Raw genomic sequence first — 22,474 nt, forward strand, 5'->3', positions numbered from 1 at the left:
CTTTCGCTTGCTAACTCGAGGTGGCGTATATTACGCTTTCCTCTTTCAGAGTCAACCCATATTTCAGGATTTTTTCTCTTCAACCGAACCGGCTGTTTGTGTGAAGTGATTCACATCCGCCGTGTCGATGGAGGCGCATTATAGGGATCCCATTTTTTTGCACAACCCTTTTTTGCGATCTTTTTTCTGACCGCTGGTTTTTCATTCTTTTTGCTGCGATCCCGTTCGATCTGCCTATTTTTTGAGATGTGAAAGCCGTGTGGAAAGCTGATAATGGAGGTAATTCACCTGACTCCTTTATCTAAGAGGTAACCACATGCCCACCAACATTCGTCCTTACAAAACCTCGCAACCCACTCTCGGCTCCCGCGTTATGATCGACTCCACCAGCGTCGTAATCGGAGATGTACGTCTTTCTAATGACGTGGGAATCTGGCCACTGGTCGTGATCCGTGGTGATGTTAACTATGTCGCTATCGGTGCCCGTACGAATATTCAGGATGGCAGCGTACTTCACGTCACGCATAAATCCTCTTATAACCCGGAAGGCAATCCACTCATCGTTGGCGAGGATGTCACGGTCGGCCACAAAGTAATGCTTCACGGCTGCACCATTGGCAATCGGGTGTTAGTCGGCATGGGGTCGATTTTGCTGGACGGCGTAGTAGTAGAAGATGATGTGATGATTGGTGCCGGAAGTCTGGTGCCGCAAAATAAGCGTCTGGAAAGCGGTTATCTGTATCTCGGCAGCCCAGTCAAACAGATCCGTCCATTAAAGGAAGCGGAACGGGAAGGGTTGAAATATTCCGCTAACAATTATGTGAAATGGAAGGATGAATATCTCGATCAGGAGAGCCATACCCAACCCTGACTGTCTTCCTGTTGATCGCGGATGGCCTGTTCCGCTTCATCTTCCAGATCCCAACGATGCTGGCGAAAACTTTCCAGCCACTGCAACGGCGCATCGCCACCAAAACGATGCGCCAATGATTCCGCCGAGAGGGCACAGTTCACCTGGAACCCATTCACCAGAGCCGGGAAGCAAATGCACTGCTGAGCATCATCCCACCCTTCACGGTCAGGAAAGAGAATCGCCTGATTCACAGTGTCAGTTCCTCTTTCAGCGCATCAATCACAGGCGTAATGTCAGGCAAAACCCCGTGCCACAACAATACGGCATGCGCTGCCTGAGCCACCAGCATACCCAACCCATCTGCGCGCTGTTTGGCTCCCTGCTGTTCACACCAGTTCAGGAAAGCGGTGCTTCCTTTCTGATAGAACATATCGTAGCAATGCACTTTAAGATTGATCAGTGAAGAAGGGATCGCCGGGATTTCTCCATTAATGCCGCTGGACGTGGCATTAATGATCAGATCGAACGCTTCACCCGCCAGGGCTTCCATTGGCAGCGCGGTGATGCTGCCGGTATGCGCAAAGAGTGTCGCCAGTTCCTGAGCTCGGGAAAAGGTCCTGTTTGTCACCGTCACTGCGCAATCGAGCGACAGCAGCGGTAACAACACACCTCGCGCTGCACCGCCTGCGCCAATCAATAGAACACGATAACCGGGTTTGATGAATGCCAGTCGCTCAAGATCGCTTAGCAGGCCGATACCGTCGGTGTTATCCCCAAGAAGTCGCCCATCCTCAAGACGTTTCAAGGTATTAACCGCCCCAGCCAGCGCCGCTCGCTCGGTCAATTCGTCCGCACGCGCAAAAGCATCTTCTTTAAAGGGAACCGTCACATTGCAGCCTTTACCACCTGCAGCAATAAAAGCATCCAGTGTCTCGTTAAAAGCATCTAACGGGGCAAGTACTCGGCCATACGGATGTTCGATCTTGAGCTGTTGGGCGAATCGCAGATGAATAAAAGGCGACTTACTGTGTGCGATAGGGTTACCAAATACGGCGTACTGTTCCATGCAATTATCCCTGGCGGAAAAGTTCGCCCGTCAGGGCATCACGAATTTCAGACGGATTGAGACGCCCGCCTGTTTCCCCTTCGACTACCGGGAAAGCTTCACCAAATTGAGCAAACACTTCATCAACGGTACGGCAGGGTTCTTGACCGGTCAGGTTGGCGCTCGTGGAGACCAATGGTTTTCCGTAAGACTGACACAATTCAACCACCAGCGGATGATCGGTTACCCGGACGGCAAGCGTATCGAAACGGCCTGTCAGCCATCGCGGGGTTGAAGCCTTCGCCGGGAAGACAAATGTCACTGGGCCAGGCCACCGAGAGAAAACTGTTTCACGCTGAGCATCGGTCAACATCGTGTCATCTATATAGGGTTTGAGCTGCTCAAAGTTAGCCGCTATAAGAATCAGGCCCTTCTCGATCGGGCGCTGCTTAAGTTCCAACAACCGCATGACGGCAGTTTCACTGTCCGGATCACAGCCGACACCAAAAACAGCTTCGGTAGGATACGCGATGACGTCTTTATTATTGAGCGCTTCGATAGCTTTCGAAATACGCGCTTGATGCAGGTTACTGTTCACTGATTTGATCCGCCGATACTGGCTTTCCACATTGTTTACTGGCGCAAAAGAGCTTAACGCCCTGCGCCGTTTTCTTTTCGATAAGCAGTGGGTAATGGCATTCAGGGCATTCGCCCACAACCGGTTTATAGTTCAAGGCGAACTGGCAATCGGGGTACCGATCGCAGGAGTGAAAGGTTTTACCATAACGTGAACGACGCTGGACCAGATGCCCTTCGCGGCACTGCGGACAGGCAATGGTTGTATCGTCAGGCTTGTCGATAAGTTCGGTATGTTCACAGGCGGGATACTGGCTGCAGCCGATAAACATGCCAAAACGCCCCTGACGAAGGACCAGTTCCGCGCCACAAACAGGACACAACTGCCCTTCCAGAACTTTGACGATATGTCCGTCCGCCTGGCTTTTTAGCGGTCGCACATAGTCGCATTCCGGATAATGAGAACAGCCCAGAAACGGCCCATGTTTACCGCTTCGGATAACTAACTCGGCCCCGCATTGTGGGCAGGGCTCGTTTTTAGGCACCGAAAACAGTGCTGATTTCGCCATAACAACTCTTGTCACTGCATAATTGAATTAGTGCAGCATACCTTCATTTACTTCGAAGAGTAATTCTTCCATCTGCTGATAGGCATTTTCACAGCCCGGGATGTTAAACAGCACCATCAGAATGACCCATTTCAGATCTTCCAACTCAAACTCTGCGGCATCCAGCGCCATGACGCGTTCGATAACCATTTCACGCGTTTCGAGGTTTAGCACCTGAATCTGCTCCAGGAATAACAAGAATCCCCGGCAACTGGCATCCAGCCGTTGGCACTCATCTGCAGTATAAATACGAACAGAGAGTGGATCTGAAGTCAGCTGCATTGGCTCGGCGAGCCCTTCCTGATAGTCAGCCAGCTTTTCCAACCACAGCAGGGCGTTGTAGATATCTTCGCGATCAAAACCGGCGTCGGTAAGATCCCGCGTCAGCTTGTCCTGATCTACACGCATTTCTGCTTCGTTATGGATGTAAGTCTCAAACAAATACATCAGTACGTCGAACATGGCATGCCCTCCTTAATCGGACATAGCCGCCGGGTACAGCTGCGATCCATCCTGCTAACTCCAGTTCGAGTAATTGGGCTACCGTCACTGGCACAGGTTGGCCGGCACGTTCAGCGACAACGTCAACAGGTGTTACCTCATCTCCTACGTTAGCCAGGAGCTCTGGAAATGGCAATGCCGCAAGGTCCGTATGCGGGGAATAATTTGATTTTTCAGCCTCATCTGGCAGCGATAGCTGCCCGTATTGAACATTTTCGAGAATATCCTCTACCGTGGTGGTGGGTATTGCCCCCTGCTTAATCAGCCAGTGCGGCCCCTCCGAACCCGGACTGCCCAACGGACCTGGAACGGCATACACCTCTCTCCCCTGCTCCAGCGCTGTTCGGGCTGTCACCAGGGAGCCACTTTTCAATGCGGCTTCTACCACTAAGACACCCAGACTTAACCCACTGATGATACGGTTGCGTCGAGGAAAATTCGCGGGCCAGGGCGGCTGCGCCAGCGGGAACTCACTCACCAGCGTCCCGCCGCTTTCAACGATGCGTTGTGCGAGGGAAGCATGCCGCCGCGGATAGGTATGAAAAAGACCATTACCCAATACCGCGATAGTTTTTCCTTCCGCATCTAGCGCCGCGCGATGCGCCACGCCATCAATACCGAGCGCCATGCCGCTGGTTATCGTCATCCCTTTTCTGGCTAAAGCATCACTGAAAATACGCCCCCAGCGTTCGCCGTACCAAGAGTGATTACGGCTACCAACGATGGCTATCTGTGATGACGCCAGAAGTTTGACATCCCCGACGACGAACAACACACCTGGGTAGTCAACTATCGCCCGCAATGAAGGAGGGTATTCTGGATTATCTGCCGTGAGGATTGTGTGATTTACGTTAGCAGACCAGTTCAATGTCTTATCCAGAGCCTCGGACGACAGTGAGAAAAAGTGTTTAATGTGCCGGGCAGAAAAACCATTCTCACGCAGCACATCCGCATCAATAGAACAGGCGTTAATCAGCCGCTTTGCCAGCGTACTCATCGTGTCGCCATATAACCCATTGACCGCCATCAGGCGGATCCATATTTCTGTGGGTATCATCCTTATCCCCTTGCCACAAGCAGTCCTGGCAATCTTTGCGATTGGTCACTGATGCTGTCAATCGGAAGGGGTTTTGTCTAGAATAGAGGTAATAATCTTTCCAACTCCTGAACACAACTCTGGATAATTATGGCAGTTTTGCAAGTGTTACATATTCCGGACGAGCGTCTTCGCAAAGTCGCAGAACCGGTTAAAGAAGTGAATGCAGAAATTCAGCGTATCGTCGATGATATGTTCGAGACGATGTACGCCGAAGAAGGTATTGGTCTGGCTGCGACTCAGGTTGATATTCATCAGCGCATCATCGTCATTGATGTCTCTGAAGAGCGCACAGAACAGCTGGTGCTGATTAACCCGGAACTGCTGGAAAAAAGCGGCGATACCGGTATTGAAGAAGGCTGTCTGTCAATCCCTGAGCAGCGAGCACTAGTGCCTCGTGCTGAAAACGTAAAGATTCGCGCGCTAGATCGCAACGGCAAACCGTTCGAATTAGCAGCCGATGGCCTGCTGGCAATCTGCATTCAGCACGAGATGGACCACCTGGTTGGTAAACTGTTCATTGACTATCTGTCTCCGTTGAAACAACAGCGCATTCGTCAGAAAGTTGAGAAACTGGACCGCCTGAACGCGCGTGCTTAAGGATAAGAATTAACGTGTCAGAATCACTTCGCATTATTTTCGCTGGTACTCCTGACTTTGCAGCGCGTCATCTTGACGCGCTGTTGTCGTCTGGGCATCAGGTCGTGGGTGTGTTTACCCAACCCGATCGACCCGCAGGCCGTGGTAAAAAGCTGATGCCAAGCCCGGTAAAAGTGCTGGCAGAAGAAAAAGGTCTACCGGTTTTCCAGCCTGCGTCACTTCGTCCGCAGGAAAACCAGCAGCTCGTTGCCGAACTGAACGCCGATGTGATGGTCGTTGTCGCCTATAGTCTTATCTTACCGAAAGCGGTTCTGGATATGCCGCGTCTGGGCTGTATCAACGTACACGGTTCACTGCTGCCGCGTTGGCGCGGTGCGGCCCCCATCCAGCGTTCGCTGTGGGCGGGCGATGCCGAGACTGGCGTGACCATCATGCAGATGGATGTCGGGCTCGATACTGGCGATATGCTGCTTAAACTCTCGTGCCCGATTACCGCAGAGGACACCAGCGGCTCGCTGTATAACAAACTGGCTGAACTGGGGCCGCAAGGCCTGATTGAAACGCTGAAGCAGCTGGCCACTGGCACTGCAAAACCTGAAGTTCAGGACGAATCACGGGTAACTCACGCAGAGAAGCTCAGTAAAGAAGAGGCACGTGTCGATTGGTCTCTTTCTGCTGAACAGCTGGAACGCTGTATTCGTGCCTTTAATCCATGGCCAATGAGCTGGCTGGAAATTGACGGACAGCCGGTAAAAGTATGGCAGGCATCCGTTATTCCTACTGACACTGACGCAGCACCAGGGACTATAGTGGATGCGAATAAGCATGGCATCCAGATAGCTACCGGCAGTGGCCTCCTGAACCTGCAATCGCTGCAACCGGCAGGTAAAAAAGCCATGAGCGCGCAGGATCTTTTAAATTCGCGCCGGGAGTGGTTTATTCCCGGTAACCGTCTCAACTGACGGACTCTTACTCCAAGCCCGGTACTGCCGGGCCTTTTCATTTTTACGCTTATGAAAAAAAATACAAATTTACGCAGTCTGGCCGCACTGGCCATTGAGCAAGTGCTTGAACAGGGGCAGTCGTTAAGTAACGTCCTGCCTGTCATGCAGCAAAAAGTCGCTGATAAAGACAGAGCGCTATTACAAGAATTAAGCTTCGGTGTGCTGCGCACGCTGGCTCAACTCGATTGGCTCATCAACAAGCTCATGGCACGGCCGATGACCGGCAAACAGCGCTCCGTGCATTACCTGATTATGGTTGGCCTGTATCAGCTGCTGCATACCCGTATTCCACCTCATGCCGCCCTGGCTGAAACGGTTGAAGGTGCGGTAGCGATTAAACGTCCGCAGCTTAAAGGACTGATTAACGGGGTGCTACGCCAGTTCCAACGTAATCAGGAGTCTCTGTTGGAAGAATTTGCCGCGACAGAGAACCGTTTCCTGCACCCGGCCTGGTTGGTAAAACGCATTAAGAAAGCGTATCCGAAACAATGGCAGTCAGTGCTCGAGGCCAACAATCAGCGTCCGCCAATGTGGCTACGAGTGAATCGTAATCACCATACCCGCGACGAGTGGCTAGCATTACTGGAGCAGGCAGGCATGAAAGGCTTCGCACATGAAGCTTATCCTGATGCTGTTCGACTGGAAACACCGGTTCCCGTATTTACATTGCCTGGTTTTGAAGAGGGCTGGGTAACCGTTCAGGATGCTTCTGCCCAGGGCTGTATGAATTATTTGAACCCGAAAAACGGCGAAGTGATCCTCGATTTATGCGCAGCTCCAGGCGGTAAAACAACACATATCCTGGAGGTTGCCCCTGAAGCGAACGTGCTGGCCGTTGACATCGACGAACAACGTTTGTCCCGGGTGTACGAAAATCTCAAACGTCTTGGCATGAAAGCTAAAGTGAAACAGGGCGACGGGCGTTATCCTTCACAGTGGTGCGGTGAACAGCAGTTCGATCGGATCTTGCTTGATGCGCCTTGTTCGGCAACTGGCGTGATTCGCCGCCATCCTGATATCAAATGGCTGCGCCGCGATCGTGATATCGCTGAGCTGGCACAGCTGCAGGCAGAAATTTTAGATGCGACTTGGGCACATCTCAAACCCGGCGGCACGCTGGTATATGCGACCTGCTCCATTCTGCCAGAAGAAAACTGCGCGCAAATTTCCGCGTTTCTGAAACGTACCCCTGACGCCGCGCTGCACGAAACGGGTAATGCAGAACAACCTGGAGTGCAGAATCTGCCAGCGGCAGAAGAAGGCGATGGTTTCTTTTACGCTAAGCTAATCAAACAGTGATGAAATAACGGATCGCGACTGATGAAAATTATCATACTCGGTGCCGGACAGGTTGGTGGCACGCTGGCAGAAAACCTGGTCGGCGAGAACAACGATATCACCGTGGTAGACACTAACGGCGACCGTTTGCGCAGCCTGCAGGATAAATTCGATCTACGCGTCGTGCAAGGCCATGGCTCTCATCCGCGGGTTTTACGTGAAGCGGGTGCTGACGACGCCGACATGCTGGTCGCCGTAACCAGTTCTGATGAAACAAATATGGTGGCCTGTCAGGTTGCCTACTCATTATTTAACACGCCAAATCGTATCGCCCGTATTCGTTCGCCAGATTACGTCCGGGACGCGGATAAACTTTTCCATTCTGAAGCCGTGCCTATCGATCACCTGATCGCCCCGGAACAGTTAGTGATCGACAGTATTCACCGTCTGATTGAATACCCGGGCGCATTGCAGGTGGTGAACTTTGCAGAAGGAAAAGTCAGCCTCGCGGTAGTGAAAGCCTATTACGGTGGCCCGCTGGTCGGCAACGCGTTGTCCACCATGCGCGAACATATGCCGCATATTGACACCCGTGTGGCAGCAATCTTCCGTCATGACAGACCGATTCGCCCTCAGGGCTCAACCATTGTCGAGGCTGGGGACGAAGTGTTCTTCATTGCAGCATCCCAGCATATCCGTGCGGTAATGAGTGAACTCCAGCGCCTGGAAAAACCCTACAAGCGCATTATGCTGGTTGGCGGCGGTAATATTGGCGCAGGCTTAGCCCGTCAGCTTGAGAAAGATTACAGCGTCAAACTGATCGAACGCGATCAGCAGCGCGCTGCCGAACTAGCGGAAAAACTGCAGAACACAATCGTTTTCTATGGCGATGCATCGGATCAAGAATTGCTGGCCGAAGAACATATTGATCAGGTCGATCTGTTTATTGCAGTCACCAATGACGACGAAGCTAACATCATGTCGGCCATGCTCGCTAAACGTATGGGTGCCAAAAAGGTAATGGTACTGATCCAGCGTCGCGCCTATGTCGACCTGGTTCAGGGTAGCGTGATTGATATTGCGATCTCGCCGCAGCAGGCTACCATTTCTGCGCTGTTAAGCCATGTGCGTAAAGCCGATATTGTCGGTGTTTCGTCCTTACGCCGCGGCGTTGCAGAAGCCATTGAAGCCGTTGCCCATGGTGATGAAAGCACCTCACGCGTCGTTGGCCGCGTCATCGATGATATTAAATTGCCACCAGGGACCATTATCGGAGCCGTTGTACGCGGTAACGAGGTGCTGATTGCCAATGACAATTTACGCATTGAACAGGGCGATCATGTAATTATGTTCCTGACCGATAAAAAGTTTATCACCGATGTAGAACGGCTTTTCCAGCCAAGTCCCTTCTTCCTCTGATCTTCACAGGCGCTCAAACGAGCGCCTTTTTTATTAACCCTTTATAATTTAAGGTTTATTTATTCCATTTGATATCCGCTCTTTAATGGAAATCGACTAAACATTTGTTAAACTTATAAACGTCAGCTGGCACAAGGAGAATAAAATGGGAATGATTAAAGAGTTTCGCGAATTCGCGATGCGCGGAAACGTTGTTGATTTGGCAGTGGGTGTCATTATCGGTGCGGCATTCGGTAAAATTGTATCGTCATTGGTTGCCGATATTATTATGCCGCCGCTGGGCTTATTGATTGGCGGTATCGACTTTAAGCAGTTTGCAGTAACGTTACGCGCTGCGCAGGGCGATGTTCCGGCCGTAGTCATGCATTATGGTTTGTTCATTCAGAATATTTTTGATTTCGTGATCGTGGCATTAGCTATCTTTATGGCAATCAAACTGATCAACAAACTGAATAGTAAAAAAGAAGAACCAGCTGCAGCCCCTGCACCCTCTAAAGAAGAAGTACTGCTGACCGAAATTCGCGATCTGCTGAAAGAACAAAATACCCGTTCTTAATCACGCCACAGAAAGCAGAAGGCCAGTGGTAAAAAAGTGAATGACTTTTTTGCCACTGGCCTCCCAGTTACCTCTGTTACCGTGTTTTCCTTTACGCTGAAAACTCCCCTTTCCTTTCTTATTTTTCTCAACGCGCTGACGATAAAGCGGGTCATGTAGTAGCGCCTCAATGGCGTTGTCCTTTATCTGCCCCTTGGTGTGCTGATAGCGGCTCATAAATTCTCCAGTTTGGTGTTTAAGACGGCGGGAGTGTATTCCCGGTCGCTCAGGAAATCAACATCCTGCTTTCTCTATTTCTGAACCTTGCTCAAGCGCTTCGAGGATTGAGCAATAAACGCTGCTGTGCGCGGTTCCGCAGCAGGCATCATTCAGACGCTGTAAAGACTTTCTCATGGTCTCCAATTGTGAAATTCTGGCTTCCACTTCACTTAAACGGGCCTGCACGATGCTCTTCGACTCCTGACAGGTGTGGCTTTCGGGATCAACACGGATCGACAACAGCTCACGGATCGCTTCAAGCGTAAAGCCTAACTGACTGCCGTGGCGTATAAAGCGCAAACGCTGTAAGTCGCTATCCGTATAAAGCCTAAACCCACCTTCGGTCCTTGCAGGATTGTCCATCATCTGCTGCTTTTCGTAATAGCGGATGGTATCAGGTGTCACCCCAGCAAGCTTAGCCAGTTCGCCAATGCGGAACATTATGATTCCTCATTCATTTTATTGAGTAACTTATCAGCATATTCGCCGCGTAGAAAATCTGTATTGAGGCCTGCTTGACGCAATTTGAACTAAAGGAGCGTTAAACGGCGCTGAAGTTCTTCATATCGGGGATCGTCTTCCCGAATGCCTTTCAATAGATCGGCCAACTGTACAGCTTCTTTGCGCTGTTCAAGTTCCGGGGGAAGGCAGCCTGCATTTTTCAATAATCGGTAACCCGCACGCAATTCAGGAGGGACATGCACATCATCGTCAAGGATGAGCGGTTCACCGCTTCCAGGCAATGCATCGAATTCACCTCTGTTTTGTGCATCACGGATATGGCGTTCAGCCCACTGGTCAAGTAACCACATAGTACGCGTCCAGGTGAACAAAAAGAATACAGCTATTGTAGTGAAACGGTGGAACGGAGGGTATAAAAAAACCCGCCGAAGCGGGTTTTTTCAAATCACTGCAGATTACTCTGCAGCTGCTTCTGCTTTCGATTCTGAACGATCAACCAGCTCGATGTAAGCCATCGGCGCGTTGTCGCCTGCACGGAAGCCACACTTCAGAATACGAGTGTAACCACCGGCACGGCTCGCGAAACGCGGGCCCAGTTCGTTAAACAGTTTTGCCACGATCTCGTTATCACGAGTACGGGCGAATGCCAGACGACGATTAGCAACGCTATCAGTCTTGGCAAGAGTAATCAGCGGCTCAACTACGCGACGCAGCTCTTTCGCTTTAGGCAGGGTCGTCTTGATGATTTCATGACGAACCAGTGAACCTGCCATATTGCGGAACATAGCCTGGCGATGGCTGCTGTTGCGGTTCAGTTGACGACCACTCTTACGATGGCGCATGACCTTATCCTTCTCAGTAAAACCTTAACCTGTGATCCGGTTACTCGTCAGCAATGCTTGCCGGCGGCCAGTTTTCCAGGCGCATGCCCAGAGACAGACCACGAGAAGCCAGCACGTCTTTAATCTCGGTAAGAGATTTTTTACCCAGGTTCGGCGTTTTCAGCAACTCAACCTCGGTACGCTGTACCAGATCACCGATATAGTGGATAGCTTCTGCCTTAAGGCAGTTAGCAGAGCGGACAGTCAATTCCAGATCGTCAACAGGGCGCAGCAGGATCGGATCGAATTCTGGTTTCTCTTCTTTCACTTCCGGCTGACGTACATCACGTAAGTCAACGAAAGCTTCAAGTTGTTCTGCCAGGATGGTTGCCGCACGACGAATCGCCTCTTCAGGATCGATTGTGCCATTGGTTTCCATTTCGATGACCAGCTTGTCCAGGTCGGTACGCTGCTCTACGCGCGCTGCTTCAACATTGTAGGCAATACGCTCTACAGGGCTGTAGCAGGCGTCGACCAGCAGACGGCCGATTGGGCGCTCATCTTCTTCCGAATGAATTCGGGCAGAAGCCGGCACATAACCGCGACCGCGCTGAACTTTGATACGCATATTGATAGATGCGTTCTCATCGGTCAGGTGGCAGATCACATGCTGCGGCTTGACGATTTCGACATCACCGTCGTGGGTAATGTCGGCTGCAGTCACAGGGCCAATGCCAGATTTATTCAGGGTAAGAATAACTTCATCTTTCCCCTGAACTCTCACCGCCAGCCCTTTCAGGTTGAGCAGGATTTCAAGGATATCTTCCTGAACGCCTTCTTTGGTGCTGTACTCATGAAGTACACCATCAATCTCAACCTCGGTCACCGCGCAACCCGGCATCGATGAGAGCAGAATACGGCGCAGTGCGTTACCCAAAGTATGGCCGAAGCCACGCTCTAAAGGCTCAAGGGTCACCTTGGCGTGCGTCGAACTCACTTGCTCGATATCGACCAGGCGCGGTTTTAGAAACTCTGTCACAGAACCCTGCATTGTGTCCTCTCTTTGGTACTAAGCTTTACTTGGAGTAAAGCTCGACGATCAGGTGTTCGTTAATGTCCGCAGACAGATCAGAACGCTCAGGCTGACGCTTGAACGTGCCTTCCATCTTGCCAGCATCAACTTCCAGCCAGGTTGGCTTTTCACGCTGCTCAGCCAGCTCAAGAGCGGCTTTCACGCGAGATTGCTTTTTCGCTTTCTCACGAACGCTGACAACGTCATTCGCTTTAACCTGATAAGAAGCGATGTTAACAACACGACCGTTTACCATGATAGCTTTATGGCTAACCAGCTGACGTGATTCAGCACGAGTAGCGCCGAAGCCCATACGGTATACAACGTTGTCCAGACGACCTTCCAGCAGAGCCAACAGGTTTTCACCGGTGTTGCCTTTCAGACGTGCTGCTTCTTTGTAGTAGTTACGGAACTGACGCTCCAGCACACCGTAGATACGGCGAACTTTTTGCTTTTCACGCAACTGCACACCATAGTCAGACAGACGCGGTTTACGCGCACCGTGCTGGCCAGGAGCTTGTTCAATTTTACACTTGGTATCGATCGCGCGAACGCCAGACTTAAGGAATAAGTCGGTGCCCTCACGACGGCTCAGCTTGAGCTTAGGACCCAAATATCTTGCCATTTTCTTTCTCCAACTAACCTGGAAAACGCAGCGTTATACGCGACGTTTCTTCGGCGGACGACAACCGTTATGAGGGATCGGAGTCACATCAGTAATATTAGTGATGCGGAAACCAGCGGCGTTCAGAGCACGAATGGTAGATTCGCGACCTGGACCCGGACCTTTAACCATAACTTCCAGATTCTTGATACCGTAATCTTTTACGGCTTCAGCGCAACGCTCTGCTGCAACCTGAGCTGCAAACGGAGTGGATTTGCGTGAACCACGGAAACCGGAACCACCGGCTGTTGCCCAACCCAGTGCGTTACCTTGGCGATCGCTGATGGTAACGATGGTGTTGTTAAAAGAAGCATGGATATGAGCCACGCCATCAGAGACTTGTTTTCTTACACGCTTACGTGCACGAACTGGTGCCTTTGCCATTATTCAATCACCCCGATTATTTCTTGATCGGTTTGCGCGGACCCTTACGGGTACGTGCGTTGGTCTTCGTACGCTGACCGCGCACTGGCAGACCACGACGATGACGCAAACCGCGATAGCAACCAAGATCCATCAGGCGCTTGATGCTCATGCTGATTTCACGGCGCAGATCACCTTCAACGACAAATTTGGCAACTTCGTCACGCAGCGTGTCGATTTGTTCTTCAGACAGCTCACTGATCTTAACATCTTCAGCAATGCCCGCCGCAGCCAAAATGGCTTTGGAACGAGTTTTGCCGACACCGAAGATCGAAGTTAATGCGATCACGGCGTGTTTCTGATCAGGAATGTTAATGCCTGCTATACGGGCCACTATGCACTCCTACTATTTAATATGTACGCACCATGCCGAAAAGCCCGTTTTCAGGATACTCAAATGGATACGCACAGACATACAAAAAGATTGGCTGGCTAATCTAGCCAGCTCAACCCAACTTTGCAAGAAAAATATGCGAAATAATCAGCCTTGGCGCTGTTTATGCTTCGGCTCGGCACTGCAAATCACACGGATGACACCATCACGCTTAACGATTTTGCAGTTACGGCATAATTTCTTGACGGAAGCACGAACTTTCATTTTTACTCTCCGTAACTTCTCAGGCGACCATTAACGGCCGTAGCCTTTCAGGTTCGCCTTCTTCAATGCAGACTCATACTGACTAGACATCATCAGAGTTTGCACTTGAGCCATAAAGTCCATAATCACGACGACAACAATAAGCAGCGAGGTCCCACCGAAGTAGAACGGCACTTTCATTGCATCACGCATGAACTCCGGGATCAGGCAGATAAAAGTGATGTACAACGCACCAATCAGAGTCAGGCGTGTCATTACTTTATCGATATACTTCGCCGTTTGTTCTCCCGGACGAATTCCTGGCACGAATGCACCGGACTTCTTCAGGTTATCTGCTGTTTCGCGTGGGTTGAAAACCAACGCTGTGTAGAAGAAACAGAAGAAGATGATTGCAGACGCATAGAGTAACACATAAAGCGGTTGCCCAGGCTGCAAATACAGCGAAATTGTTGTCAGCCAGTTCCAACCAGTACCGCCCCCGAACCATGACGCGATGGTCGCTGGGAACAGAATAATACTGGAAGCAAAGATTGCTGGGATTACCCCCGCCATATTCACTTTCAGCGGCAAATGTGTGCTCTGTGCAGCATAGACACGACGACCTTGCTGGCGTTTCGCGTAGTTTACCACAATGCGGCGTTGACCACGTTCAACAAACACAACAAAGAAGGTCACGGCAAATACTAATACTGCAACCAACAGCAACAGGAGGAAGTGCAGGTCGCCTTGACGCGCTTGCTCGATAGTATGGGCGATGGCCGGCGGGAGACCCGCAACGATACCGGCGAAGATAATGATCGAGATACCGTTACCGATACCACGTTCAGTAATCTGTTCACCGAGCCACATCAGGAACATCGTTCCTGTGACCAGACTTACAACAGCGGTGAAATAGAATGCAAAGCCAGGGTTAATTACCAGGCCTTGCATACCAGGCATATTCGGCAGACCGGTAGCAATACCGGTCGCCTGAAATATTGCCAGCACCAGAGTGCCGTAGCGGGTGTACTGGCTAATCTTACGACGTCCAGATTCCCCTTCCTTCTTAATCTCTGCGAGCGTCGGGTGAACCACCGTCAGCAGCTGGATAATGATCGATGCCGAAATGTACGGCATGATACCTAAAGCAAAGATAGAAGCACGGCTGAGAGCACCACCAGAGAACATGTTAAACATTTCAATGATGGTGCCTCGCTGTTGCTCAAGCAGTTTGGCAAGTACAGCGGCATCGATACCAGGGATCGGAATAAAAGAGCCAATTCGGAACACAATCAACGCACCGATCACAAACAAAAGTCTGCGTTTCAGTTCGCCGAACCCACCTTTGGCACTTTGAAAATCTAATCCCGGTTGCTTAGCCATCTGCTACTTATTCCTCAATTTTACCGCCAGCAGCTTCGATAGCAGCACGAGCGCCTTTAGACACGCGCAGGCCGTTAACAGTTACCGGACGAGTTACTTCACCAGCCAGAATCACTTTCGCGAATTCAATCTGGATGCCGATAATGTTAGCCGCTTTCAGCGTGTTCAGGTCAACTACGTCGCCTTCTACTTTAGCCAGATCGGACAGACGAACTTCGGCTGTGATCATTGCTTTACGTGAAGTGAAACCGAACTTCGGCAGACGACGGTACAGAGGCATCTGACCACCCTCGAAACCGCGACGTACGCCACCGCCAGAACGAGAGTTCTGACCTTTGTGACCACGACCACCGGTTTTGCCGAGGCCAGAACCGATACCACGACCCAGACGCTTAGAAGCGTGTTTAGACCCTTCGGCCGGAGACAGAGTATTTAAACGCATCTCTTACTCCTCCACTTTAAGCATGTAGGAAATCGCGTTAACCATACCGCGTACAGCAGGCGTGTCTTCACGCTCAACGGTGTGGCCAATGCGACGCAGACCCAGGCCATTCAGAGTCGCTTTATGCTTCGGCAGACGTCCGATTGAACTGCGGGTTTGTGTAATTTTAATAGTCTTTGCCATGGTCAATTACCCCAGAATTTCTTCAACGGATTTACCACGCTTGGCAGCGACCATTTCTGGAGAATTCATATTTTCCAGGCCATCGATAGTTGCACGAACCACGTTAATCGGGTTGGTGGAACCATACGCTTTAGCCAGAACGTTATGAACTCCAGCGACTTCCAGGACGGCGCGCATTGCACCACCGGCGATGATACCGGTACCTTCAGAAGCCGGCTGCATGAAGACACGAGAACCCGTGTGAACACCTTTAACAGGGTGTTGCAGGGTGCCGTGGTTCAGCGCGACGTTAATCATGTTGCGACGGGCTTTTTCCATCGCTTTCTGGATCGCTGCTGGAACTTCACGCGCTTTACCGTAACCAAAACCAACGCGACCGTTACCATCACCTACCACAGTCAGAGCTGTGAAGGAGAAAATACGACCACCTTTAACGGTTTTAGATACGCGGTTAACCGCGATCAGCTTTTCCTGCAGTTCGCCAGCTTGTTTTTCGATGTGAGCCATCTTACACCTCTACCTTAGAACTGAAGGCCAGCTTCACGGGCAGCATCTGCCAGTGCCTGGACACGACCATGATATTGGAACCCGGAACGGTCAAAGGAAACATCTTTGATCCCTTTTTCCAGAGCGCGTTCAGCGACAGCTTTACCCACAGCTGCTGCAGCGTCTTTGTTACCGGTGTACTTCAGTTGTTCAGAGATAGCTTTTTCTACAGTAGAAGCAGCTACCAGAACTTCAGAACCGTTCGGTGCAATTACCTGTGCGTAAATATGACGCGGGGTACGATGTACCACCAGGCGAGTTGCGCCCAGCTCTTGGAGCTTGCGGCGTGCGCGGGTCGCACGACGGATACGAGCAGATTTCTTATCCATAGTGTTACCTTACTTCTTCTTAGCCTCTTTGGTACGCACGACTTCGTCGGCGTAACGAACACCCTTGCCTTTATATGGCTCAGGACGACGGTAGGCGCGCAGATCTGCTGCAACCTGACCGATCACCTGCTTATCAGCGCCTTTCAGCACGATTTCAGTTTGAGTCGGACATTCTGCAGTAATACCTGCTGGCAGCTGATGGTCAACTGGGTGAGAGAAACCTAAAGACAGGTTTACTACATTCCCTTTAACCGCTGCACGATAACCTACACCAACCAGCTGCAGCTTCTTAGTGAAGCCTTCGGTAACACCGATAACCATTGAGTTCAGCAGGGCACGCGCGGTACCAGCCTGTGCCCAACCATCCACGAAACCATCACGTGGACCGAAGGTCAGTGCATTATCAGCTTGTTTAACTTCAACAGCATCGTTGAGAGTACGAGTCAGCTCGCCGTTTTTACCTTTGATCGTAATAACCTGACCGTTGATTTTTACATCAACGCCGGCAGGAACAACGACCGGTGCTTTAGCAACACGAGACATTTTTTCCTCCGATTAGGCTACGTAGCAGATAATTTCGCCACCAAGACCAGCTTGGCGCGCTGCACGATCAGTCATAACACCTTTAGAGGTAGAAACAACTGCGATACCCAGACCCGCCATAACTTTCGGCAGCTCATCTTTTTTCTTATAGATGCGCAGACCTGGGCGGCTGACACGCTGAATGCTTTCTACAACAGCTTTACCCTGGAAGTACTTAAGAGTCACTTCCAGTTCCGGCTTGGTGTCGCCTTCAACTTTAAATTCTTCAATAAAACCTTCTTCCTTCAGCACGTTGGCAATTGCCACTTTCAGCTTGGAGGAAGGCATGGTGACCGCAGCTTTGTTCGCGGCCTGACCGTTACGGATACGGGTCAGCATATCCGCGATCGGATCTTGCATGCTCATCTGTCTTTACTCCCGTGATTCAATTGGTGACAATTACCAGCTAGCCTTTTTCAAGCCAGGTACTTCACCGCGCATTGCGGCTTCACGAAGCTTGATACGGCTCAACCCGAACTTGCCCACATAACCATGTGGACGACCAGTCTGGCGGCAGCGGTTACGCTGACGGGACGGGCTGGAATCACGCGGCAGACTTTGCAGCTTGAGAACTGCGTTCCAACGATCTTCGTCAGAAGCGTTTACATCAGAGATGATCGCTTTCAGTTCAGCGCGTTTCGCGAAGTATTTTTCAGCTAAAGCTACGCGTTTAACTTCGCGAGCTTTCATTGATTGCTTAGCCATTAAGTAACCCTACCTTACTTGCGGAACGGGAAGTCAAAGGCAGCCAGCAGAGCACGGCCTTCTTCGTCAGAATTCGCAGTAGTGGTAATGGTAATATCCAAACCACGAACGCGGTCGACTTTGTCATAGTCGATTTCTGGGAAGATGATCTGCTCACGGACACCCATGCTGTAGTTACCACGACCATCGAATGACTTAGCGGACAAGCCACGGAAGTCACGAATACGCGGTACAGCAATAGTGATCAGGCGCTCAAGGAACTCCCACATGCGTTCGCCACGCAGAGTTACTTTACAGCCGATCGGATAGCCCTGACGGATTTTGAAGCCTGCAACTGATTTGCGTGCTTTGGTGATCAACGGCTTTTGACCGGAGATAGCTGTCAAATCAGCTGCTGCGTTATCCAGCAGTTTCTTATCAGCGATCGCTTCACCAACACCCATATTCAGGGTGATCTTCTCGACCCGAGGGACTTGCATGACAGAATTGTAGCTAAACTCAGTCATGAGTTTCTTAACTACTTCGTCTTTGTAGTAATCATGCAGTTTCGCCATCGTACTACTCCAAATTACTTGATAGTTTCGCTGTTAGACTTGAAGAAACGGACTTTTTTGCCGTCTTCGAATCTAAAGCCTACACGGTCAGCCTTGCCGGTTGCCGCATTGAAGATTGCAATGTTAGAGATCTGAAGCGCAGCTTCTTTCTCAACGATGCCGCCTGGTTGGTTCAGGGCCGGAACCGGCTTCTGATGTTTTTTAACCAGGTTGATACCTTCAACAATGACCTTGCCGGAAGACAGGACATTCTTAACTTTACCGCGTTTACCTTTATCTTTACCGGTCAACACGATAACTTCGTCATCACGACGGATCTTCGCTGCCATGATTCGCTCCTTAGAGTACTTCTGGTGCCAGAGAGATAATTTTCATGAACTTTTCATTACGCAGTTCACGAGTTACCGGCCCAAAAATACGCGTGCCGATTGGCTGCTCGCTGTTATTGTTTAAAATAACGCATGCATTACCATCGAAGCGAATGACAGAACCGTCCGGGCGACGAACACCCTTCTTGGTGCGCACCACTACCGCTTTCAGCACATCGCCTTTCTTCACCTTACCACGTGGAATTGCTTCCTTGATGGTAATCTTGATGATGTCGCCGACGCCTGCGTAGCGACGGTGCGAGCCACCCAGAACCTTGATACACATTACGCGACGTGCACCGGAGTTGTCGGCCACGTTCAGCATAGTCTGTTCTTGGATCATTTTAGTGCTCCGCTAATGTCAACTACTACTGAGACTCTAAAATCAGAGTCGTTAAAAAGCCCCATATCGAGGGCGCGGCATTATAACACCGCTCTCAACATATGGGTAGAAAAAATAAACGGCTCATTTCTGAGCCGTTTATTCATTTGAGAAAGGCTACTGTATTACAGAACCGCTTTCTCTACAACGCGAACCAGCGTCCAGGACTTAGTCTTGGACAGTGGACGGCATTCACGGATTTCAACCTTGTCGCCGATACCACATTCGTTGTTCTCGTCATGTACGTGCAGTTTGGTCGTACGCTTGATGAATTTCCCGTAGATCGGGTGCTTCACAACACGTTCGATGGCAACAACAATGGATTTCTCCATTTTATCGCTGACAACGCGACCTTGCAGAGTACGGATTTTATCGGTCATTACGCACCCGCCTTCTGAGTCAGTAAAGTCTTAACACGTGCAACGTTACGACGAACCTGCTTCAGCAGGTGAGTCTGTTGCAGCTGGCCGCTTGCAGCCTGCATACGCAGGTTGAATTGCTCGCGCAGCAGGTTAAGCAGCTCGGTGTTCAGCTCTTCAACGCTCTTTTCACGCAGCTCATTTGCTTTCATTACATCACCGTCTTAGTTACAAAGGTGGTTTTGATAGGCAGTTTCGCTGCTGCCAGGCCGAAGGCTTCACGGGCCAGCTCTTCCGGTACGCCGTCCATTTCATACAGGACTTTACCCGGCTGAATCAAGGCAACCCAGTACTCCACGTTACCTTTACCTTTACCCATACGAACTTCCAGCGGCTTCTCGGTGATCGGTTTGTCCGGGAATACACGGATCCAGATCTTACCTTGACGCTTAACTGCACGGGTCATAGCACGACGTGCTGCTTCGATCTGACGTGCAGTCAGACGACCACGGCCAACAGCTTTCAGACCGAAAGTGCCGAAGCTAACATCCGTACCCTGCGCCAGACCACGGTTGCGGCCTTTGTGCACTTTACGGAATTTTGTACGCTTTGGTTGTAACATCAGCGACGCTCCTTATTTACGGCCTTTACGCTGCTGCTTTTTAGGTTGAGCAGCCGGTTCCGGTTGTTCAACAGCAGCCATACCACCCAGGATCTCGCCTTTGAAGATCCATACCTTAACGCCGATTACACCGTAAGTGGTGTGCGCTTCAGAGGTGTTGTAGTCGATGTCAGCACGCAGAGTGTGCAGAGGTACGCGACCTTCGCGGTACCATTCGGTACGTGCGATTTCCGCGCCGCCCAGACGGCCGCTAACTTCAACTTTAATCCCTTTAGCGCCAAGACGCATTGCGTTCTGTACAGCACGCTTCATAGCACGACGGAACATAACGCGACGTTCCAGCTGTGAAGTGATGCTATCAGCAACCAATTTTGCGTCCAGTTCTGGCTTACGAACTTCGGCGATATTGATCTGTGCAGGGACGCCAGCGATATCCGCTACGACCTTGCGCAGTTTTTCTACGTCTTCGCCTTTCTTACCGATAACGATACCCGGGCGAGCGGTGTGAATAGTCACACGGATGCTCTTAGCAGGACGCTCGATTACGATACGAGATACGGACGCTTTTGCCAGTTCCTTAGTCAGGTACTGACGTACTTTAAAATCGCTGTCCAGGTTGTCAGCGAATTCTTTGGTGTTCGCAAACCAGGTAGAGTTCCAAGGTTTTACAATACCCAGGCGAATACCATTAGGATGTACTTTCTGACCCATTGCTAGTCTCCAGAGTCTCAGCGATCGGACACAACCACAGTAATGTGGCTGGTGCGCTTCAGGATGCGATCTGCACGACCTTTCGCACGCGGCATAATGCGCTTCATGCTTGGGCCTTCGTCTACGAAGATTTTCGTAACTTTCAGATCGTCGATGTCAGCGCCATCGTTGTGTTCAGCGTTAGCAATGGCAGATTCCAGAACCTTCTTGACCAGTACAGCCGCTTTCTTATTGGTGTAGGTCAGAATATCCAGGGCCTGCGACACTTTCTTACCGCGAATCAGGTCAGCAACAAGGCGAACCTTCTGAGCAGAAGAACGAGCATGGCGATGTTGAGCTAAAGTTTCCATCTCTTCCTCCTACCTTATTTCTTCTTCGCTTTTTTATCAGCAGCGTGGCCGCGATAAGTACGAGTCGGTGCGAATTCACCCAGTTTGTGACCGACCATTTCGTCGGAAACAAATACCGGAACGTGCTGACGACCATTATGGACAGCGATGGTCAAACCGATCATGTTAGGAAAGATCGTTGAACGACGGGACCAAGTGCGCAGGGGCTTCTTGTCACCGCTTTCCACCGCTTTCTCTACCTTCTTCAGCAAGTGCAGGTCAATAAAAGGACCTTTCTTGAGAGAACGTGGCATGGCTTATCCTCTAATATTATTTGCTACGGCGACGTACGATAAATTTATCAGTACGCTTGTTGCTGCGGGTCTTCTTACCTTTGGTCTGAACGCCCCACGGAGTTACCGGGTGCTTACCAAAGTTACGACCTTCACCACCACCATGTGGGTGATCGACTGGGTTCATCGCAGTACCGCGAACGGTAGGACGAATACCACGCCAGCGTGCAGCACCTGCTTTACCCAGAACGCGCAGCATATGCTCAGCATTGCCAACTTCGCCCAGGGTTGCACGGCAGTCTGCTTCGACTTTACGCATTTCACCAGAACGCAGACGCAGGGTGACATAAGCACCATCGCGAGCAACGATCTGAACGTAAGTACCAGCGGAACGTGCCAGCTGACCGCCTTTACCTGGTTTCATTTCTACGTTATGAACGGTAGAACCAACCGGGATATTGCGCATCGGCAGAGTGTTACCTGCTTTGATTGCAGCATCAACGCCAGACTGAATCTGGTCGCCAGCTTTCAGGCCTTTAGGGGCCAGGATGTAACGGCGTTCGCCATCTTTGTACAGAACCAGCGCGATGTTCGCGGAACGGTTCGGATCGTACTCAAGACGCTCAACAATTGCCGGGATACCATCTTTGTTGCGTTTGAAGTCAACAATACGATAAGCCTGCTTATGACCACCACCAATGTGACGAGTGGTGATACGGCCATTGTTGTTACGACCACCGGATTTGCTGTTTTTTTCCAGCAGCGGAGCAAAAGGTTTGCCCTTGTGCAGCTCAGGGTTGACCACTTTAACTACGTGGCGACGACCCGGAGATGTCGGTTTACATTTAACAACTGCCATTGTATTACTCCTCC

Annotated in this window: 38 protein-coding genes and 1 pseudogene; 6 read left to right on the forward strand and 33 right to left on the reverse strand. The window is 50.8% G+C overall.

The annotated features are described in order from the left end of the window. Positions 1 to 316 precede the first annotated feature (316 nt). Positions 317 to 871, forward strand: a complete 555-nt coding sequence (locus SIK69_RS07150; protein ID WP_319629216.1) for a gamma carbonic anhydrase family protein — start codon at positions 317 to 319, stop codon at positions 869 to 871. Here the strand turns inward: SIK69_RS07150 and SIK69_RS07155 are convergent. The 6 genes from SIK69_RS07155 to dprA are packed head-to-tail and all read right to left on the reverse strand — an operon-like array spanning position 847 to position 4,640. Continuing rightward, complete coding sequence (locus SIK69_RS07155; RefSeq protein ID WP_319785745.1) at positions 847 to 1,104, reverse strand: DUF1488 family protein; 258 nt, start codon at positions 1,102 to 1,104, stop codon at positions 847 to 849. The genes SIK69_RS07150 and SIK69_RS07155 overlap by 25 nt on opposite strands. Further along, a complete protein-coding gene (gene aroE / locus SIK69_RS07160) occupies positions 1,101 to 1,919 on the reverse strand; it encodes a shikimate dehydrogenase (RefSeq protein WP_319629218.1) in 819 nt (272 codons plus the stop codon). The genes SIK69_RS07155 and aroE overlap by 4 nt, the downstream gene beginning before the upstream one ends. 4 nt (positions 1,920 to 1,923) lie before the next feature. Continuing rightward, the gene (gene tsaC, locus SIK69_RS07165; protein ID WP_319785747.1) at positions 1,924 to 2,496 is read right to left on the reverse strand and encodes an L-threonylcarbamoyladenylate synthase type 1 TsaC; all 573 of its coding nucleotides are present in this window, start codon (positions 2,494 to 2,496) and stop codon (positions 1,924 to 1,926) included. After that, positions 2,486 to 3,043 (reverse strand): DNA topoisomerase family protein, encoded by a 558-nt coding sequence (locus SIK69_RS07170; RefSeq protein ID WP_319629219.1) that lies wholly within the window; start codon positions 3,041 to 3,043, stop codon positions 2,486 to 2,488. Before SIK69_RS07170 ends, tsaC begins: the two co-directional genes overlap by 11 nt. A gap of 27 nt (positions 3,044 to 3,070) precedes the next feature. After that, positions 3,071 to 3,544, reverse strand: a complete 474-nt coding sequence (gene smg / locus SIK69_RS07175; protein WP_319629220.1) for a DUF494 family protein Smg — start codon at positions 3,542 to 3,544, stop codon at positions 3,071 to 3,073. Beyond that, positions 3,516 to 4,640, reverse strand: a complete 1,125-nt coding sequence (dprA, locus tag SIK69_RS07180; RefSeq protein WP_319785749.1) for a DNA-protecting protein DprA — start codon at positions 4,638 to 4,640, stop codon at positions 3,516 to 3,518. The genes smg and dprA overlap by 29 nt, the downstream gene beginning before the upstream one ends. 129 nt (positions 4,641 to 4,769) lie before the next feature. Between dprA and def the strand changes: the two genes are divergently transcribed. The 5 genes from def (at position 4,770) to mscL (ending at position 9,536) form a co-directional block, all read left to right on the forward strand. After that, complete coding sequence (gene def, locus SIK69_RS07185) at positions 4,770 to 5,279, forward strand: peptide deformylase (RefSeq protein WP_319785751.1); 510 nt, start codon at positions 4,770 to 4,772, stop codon at positions 5,277 to 5,279. A 14-nt stretch (positions 5,280 to 5,293) separates the two neighbouring features. Continuing rightward, positions 5,294 to 6,241 carry a methionyl-tRNA formyltransferase gene (fmt, locus tag SIK69_RS07190; RefSeq protein ID WP_319785753.1) on the forward strand — a complete coding sequence of 316 codons (948 nt, stop codon included), beginning with the start codon at positions 5,294 to 5,296 and terminating at the stop codon, positions 6,239 to 6,241. Between the two features lie 51 nt (positions 6,242 to 6,292). Continuing rightward, positions 6,293 to 7,582 carry a 16S rRNA (cytosine(967)-C(5))-methyltransferase RsmB gene (rsmB, locus tag SIK69_RS07195; RefSeq protein WP_319785755.1) on the forward strand — a complete coding sequence of 430 codons (1,290 nt, stop codon included), beginning with the start codon at positions 6,293 to 6,295 and terminating at the stop codon, positions 7,580 to 7,582. Positions 7,583 to 7,603: 21 nt separating this feature from the next. After that, positions 7,604 to 8,980, forward strand: a complete 1,377-nt coding sequence (trkA, locus tag SIK69_RS07200; protein ID WP_319629225.1) for a Trk system potassium transporter TrkA — start codon at positions 7,604 to 7,606, stop codon at positions 8,978 to 8,980. 145 nt (positions 8,981 to 9,125) lie between these two features. Further along, positions 9,126 to 9,536 carry a large-conductance mechanosensitive channel protein MscL gene (gene mscL, locus SIK69_RS07205; RefSeq protein ID WP_319629226.1) on the forward strand — a complete coding sequence of 137 codons (411 nt, stop codon included), beginning with the start codon at positions 9,126 to 9,128 and terminating at the stop codon, positions 9,534 to 9,536. Here the strand turns inward: mscL and SIK69_RS07210 are convergent, their stop codons facing one another. The 27 genes and pseudogenes from SIK69_RS07210 to rplB all read right to left on the reverse strand — a co-directional run bounded on the left by SIK69_RS07210 (position 9,537) and on the right by rplB (position 22,460). After that, on the reverse strand, positions 9,537 to 9,752 hold the full coding sequence (locus tag SIK69_RS07210; RefSeq protein WP_319629227.1) for an alternative ribosome-rescue factor A: 216 nt from the start codon (positions 9,750 to 9,752) through the stop codon (positions 9,537 to 9,539). 57 nt (positions 9,753 to 9,809) lie between these two features. Then, positions 9,810 to 10,235 (reverse strand): Zn(2+)-responsive transcriptional regulator, encoded by a 426-nt coding sequence (zntR, locus tag SIK69_RS07215; RefSeq protein WP_319785757.1) that lies wholly within the window; start codon positions 10,233 to 10,235, stop codon positions 9,810 to 9,812. Further along, positions 10,235 to 10,606 (reverse strand): annotated as a pseudogene (locus tag SIK69_RS07220) (DnaJ family domain-containing protein). Before SIK69_RS07220 ends, zntR begins: the two are co-directional and overlap by 1 nt. 105 nt (positions 10,607 to 10,711) lie before the next feature. Beyond that, complete coding sequence (rplQ, locus tag SIK69_RS07225; RefSeq protein ID WP_001216372.1) at positions 10,712 to 11,098, reverse strand: 50S ribosomal protein L17; 387 nt, start codon at positions 11,096 to 11,098, stop codon at positions 10,712 to 10,714. A 40-nt stretch (positions 11,099 to 11,138) separates the two neighbouring features. Further along, positions 11,139 to 12,128 carry a DNA-directed RNA polymerase subunit alpha gene (locus SIK69_RS07230; protein WP_002209013.1) on the reverse strand — a complete coding sequence of 330 codons (990 nt, stop codon included), beginning with the start codon at positions 12,126 to 12,128 and terminating at the stop codon, positions 11,139 to 11,141. Positions 12,129 to 12,153: 25 nt separating this feature from the next. After that, positions 12,154 to 12,774 (reverse strand): 30S ribosomal protein S4, encoded by a 621-nt coding sequence (gene rpsD, locus SIK69_RS07235; RefSeq protein ID WP_097165007.1) that lies wholly within the window; start codon positions 12,772 to 12,774, stop codon positions 12,154 to 12,156. A gap of 33 nt (positions 12,775 to 12,807) precedes the next feature. Further along, positions 12,808 to 13,197, reverse strand: a complete 390-nt coding sequence (gene rpsK / locus SIK69_RS07240; RefSeq protein WP_043081126.1) for a 30S ribosomal protein S11 — start codon at positions 13,195 to 13,197, stop codon at positions 12,808 to 12,810. 16 nt (positions 13,198 to 13,213) lie between these two features. Then, positions 13,214 to 13,570, reverse strand: a complete 357-nt coding sequence (rpsM, locus tag SIK69_RS07245; RefSeq protein ID WP_097165006.1) for a 30S ribosomal protein S13 — start codon at positions 13,568 to 13,570, stop codon at positions 13,214 to 13,216. Between the two features lie 147 nt (positions 13,571 to 13,717). Then, a complete protein-coding gene (rpmJ, locus tag SIK69_RS07250) occupies positions 13,718 to 13,834 on the reverse strand; it encodes a 50S ribosomal protein L36 (protein ID WP_000868187.1) in 117 nt (38 codons plus the stop codon). Positions 13,835 to 13,864: 30 nt separating this feature from the next. Further along, complete coding sequence (secY, locus tag SIK69_RS07255; RefSeq protein ID WP_319629230.1) at positions 13,865 to 15,196, reverse strand: preprotein translocase subunit SecY; 1,332 nt, start codon at positions 15,194 to 15,196, stop codon at positions 13,865 to 13,867. A 7-nt stretch (positions 15,197 to 15,203) separates the two neighbouring features. Then, positions 15,204 to 15,638: a 50S ribosomal protein L15 gene (gene rplO, locus SIK69_RS07260; protein ID WP_319629231.1), complete on the reverse strand. Its 435-nt coding sequence runs from the start codon at positions 15,636 to 15,638 to the stop codon at positions 15,204 to 15,206. A gap of 3 nt (positions 15,639 to 15,641) precedes the next feature. After that, positions 15,642 to 15,821: a 50S ribosomal protein L30 gene (gene rpmD / locus SIK69_RS07265; protein ID WP_319629232.1), complete on the reverse strand. Its 180-nt coding sequence runs from the start codon at positions 15,819 to 15,821 to the stop codon at positions 15,642 to 15,644. Between the two features lie 6 nt (positions 15,822 to 15,827). Continuing rightward, a complete protein-coding gene (gene rpsE / locus SIK69_RS07270; RefSeq protein ID WP_002438697.1) occupies positions 15,828 to 16,328 on the reverse strand; it encodes a 30S ribosomal protein S5 in 501 nt (166 codons plus the stop codon). 14 nt (positions 16,329 to 16,342) lie between these two features. Further along, complete coding sequence (gene rplR, locus SIK69_RS07275; protein ID WP_006817270.1) at positions 16,343 to 16,696, reverse strand: 50S ribosomal protein L18; 354 nt, start codon at positions 16,694 to 16,696, stop codon at positions 16,343 to 16,345. 9 nt (positions 16,697 to 16,705) lie between these two features. Beyond that, a complete protein-coding gene (gene rplF / locus SIK69_RS07280) occupies positions 16,706 to 17,239 on the reverse strand; it encodes a 50S ribosomal protein L6 (protein WP_319629233.1) in 534 nt (177 codons plus the stop codon). 12 nt (positions 17,240 to 17,251) lie between these two features. Further along, complete coding sequence (gene rpsH, locus SIK69_RS07285; protein WP_042396027.1) at positions 17,252 to 17,644, reverse strand: 30S ribosomal protein S8; 393 nt, start codon at positions 17,642 to 17,644, stop codon at positions 17,252 to 17,254. A 33-nt stretch (positions 17,645 to 17,677) separates the two neighbouring features. After that, positions 17,678 to 17,983, reverse strand: a complete 306-nt coding sequence (gene rpsN, locus SIK69_RS07290) for a 30S ribosomal protein S14 (protein WP_074780832.1) — start codon at positions 17,981 to 17,983, stop codon at positions 17,678 to 17,680. A gap of 14 nt (positions 17,984 to 17,997) precedes the next feature. Next, positions 17,998 to 18,537, reverse strand: coding sequence for a 50S ribosomal protein L5 (gene rplE / locus SIK69_RS07295; RefSeq protein ID WP_110512466.1), 540 nt, complete (start codon positions 18,535 to 18,537; stop codon positions 17,998 to 18,000). Positions 18,538 to 18,551: 14 nt separating this feature from the next. Continuing rightward, positions 18,552 to 18,866 (reverse strand): 50S ribosomal protein L24, encoded by a 315-nt coding sequence (rplX, locus tag SIK69_RS07300; RefSeq protein WP_159776919.1) that lies wholly within the window; start codon positions 18,864 to 18,866, stop codon positions 18,552 to 18,554. 10 nt (positions 18,867 to 18,876) lie between these two features. Then, on the reverse strand, positions 18,877 to 19,248 hold the full coding sequence (gene rplN / locus SIK69_RS07305; protein ID WP_000613954.1) for a 50S ribosomal protein L14: 372 nt from the start codon (positions 19,246 to 19,248) through the stop codon (positions 18,877 to 18,879). A gap of 164 nt (positions 19,249 to 19,412) precedes the next feature. Beyond that, positions 19,413 to 19,667 (reverse strand): 30S ribosomal protein S17, encoded by a 255-nt coding sequence (rpsQ, locus tag SIK69_RS07310; protein WP_097164998.1) that lies wholly within the window; start codon positions 19,665 to 19,667, stop codon positions 19,413 to 19,415. Then, on the reverse strand, positions 19,667 to 19,858 hold the full coding sequence (gene rpmC, locus SIK69_RS07315) for a 50S ribosomal protein L29 (RefSeq protein ID WP_097164997.1): 192 nt from the start codon (positions 19,856 to 19,858) through the stop codon (positions 19,667 to 19,669). The genes rpsQ and rpmC overlap by 1 nt, the downstream gene beginning before the upstream one ends. Then, entirely contained in the window at positions 19,858 to 20,268 is a 411-nt protein-coding gene (gene rplP / locus SIK69_RS07320; protein ID WP_002919759.1) for a 50S ribosomal protein L16, read from the reverse strand. Before rplP ends, rpmC begins: the two co-directional genes overlap by 1 nt. A gap of 12 nt (positions 20,269 to 20,280) precedes the next feature. After that, entirely contained in the window at positions 20,281 to 20,979 is a 699-nt protein-coding gene (gene rpsC, locus SIK69_RS07325) for a 30S ribosomal protein S3 (RefSeq protein WP_006817277.1), read from the reverse strand. Between the two features lie 17 nt (positions 20,980 to 20,996). After that, positions 20,997 to 21,329, reverse strand: coding sequence for a 50S ribosomal protein L22 (rplV, locus tag SIK69_RS07330; RefSeq protein ID WP_000448832.1), 333 nt, complete (start codon positions 21,327 to 21,329; stop codon positions 20,997 to 20,999). 14 nt (positions 21,330 to 21,343) lie between these two features. Beyond that, positions 21,344 to 21,622, reverse strand: a complete 279-nt coding sequence (gene rpsS / locus SIK69_RS07335; protein WP_001138115.1) for a 30S ribosomal protein S19 — start codon at positions 21,620 to 21,622, stop codon at positions 21,344 to 21,346. A gap of 16 nt (positions 21,623 to 21,638) precedes the next feature. After that, positions 21,639 to 22,460: a 50S ribosomal protein L2 gene (gene rplB / locus SIK69_RS07340; RefSeq protein WP_159762032.1), complete on the reverse strand. Its 822-nt coding sequence runs from the start codon at positions 22,458 to 22,460 to the stop codon at positions 21,639 to 21,641. Positions 22,461 to 22,474: the final 14 nt, after the last annotated feature.

The sequence above is a fragment of the Scandinavium lactucae genome (assembly GCF_033843265.1).
GTDB lineage: Bacteria > Pseudomonadota > Gammaproteobacteria > Enterobacterales > Enterobacteriaceae > Scandinavium > Scandinavium lactucae.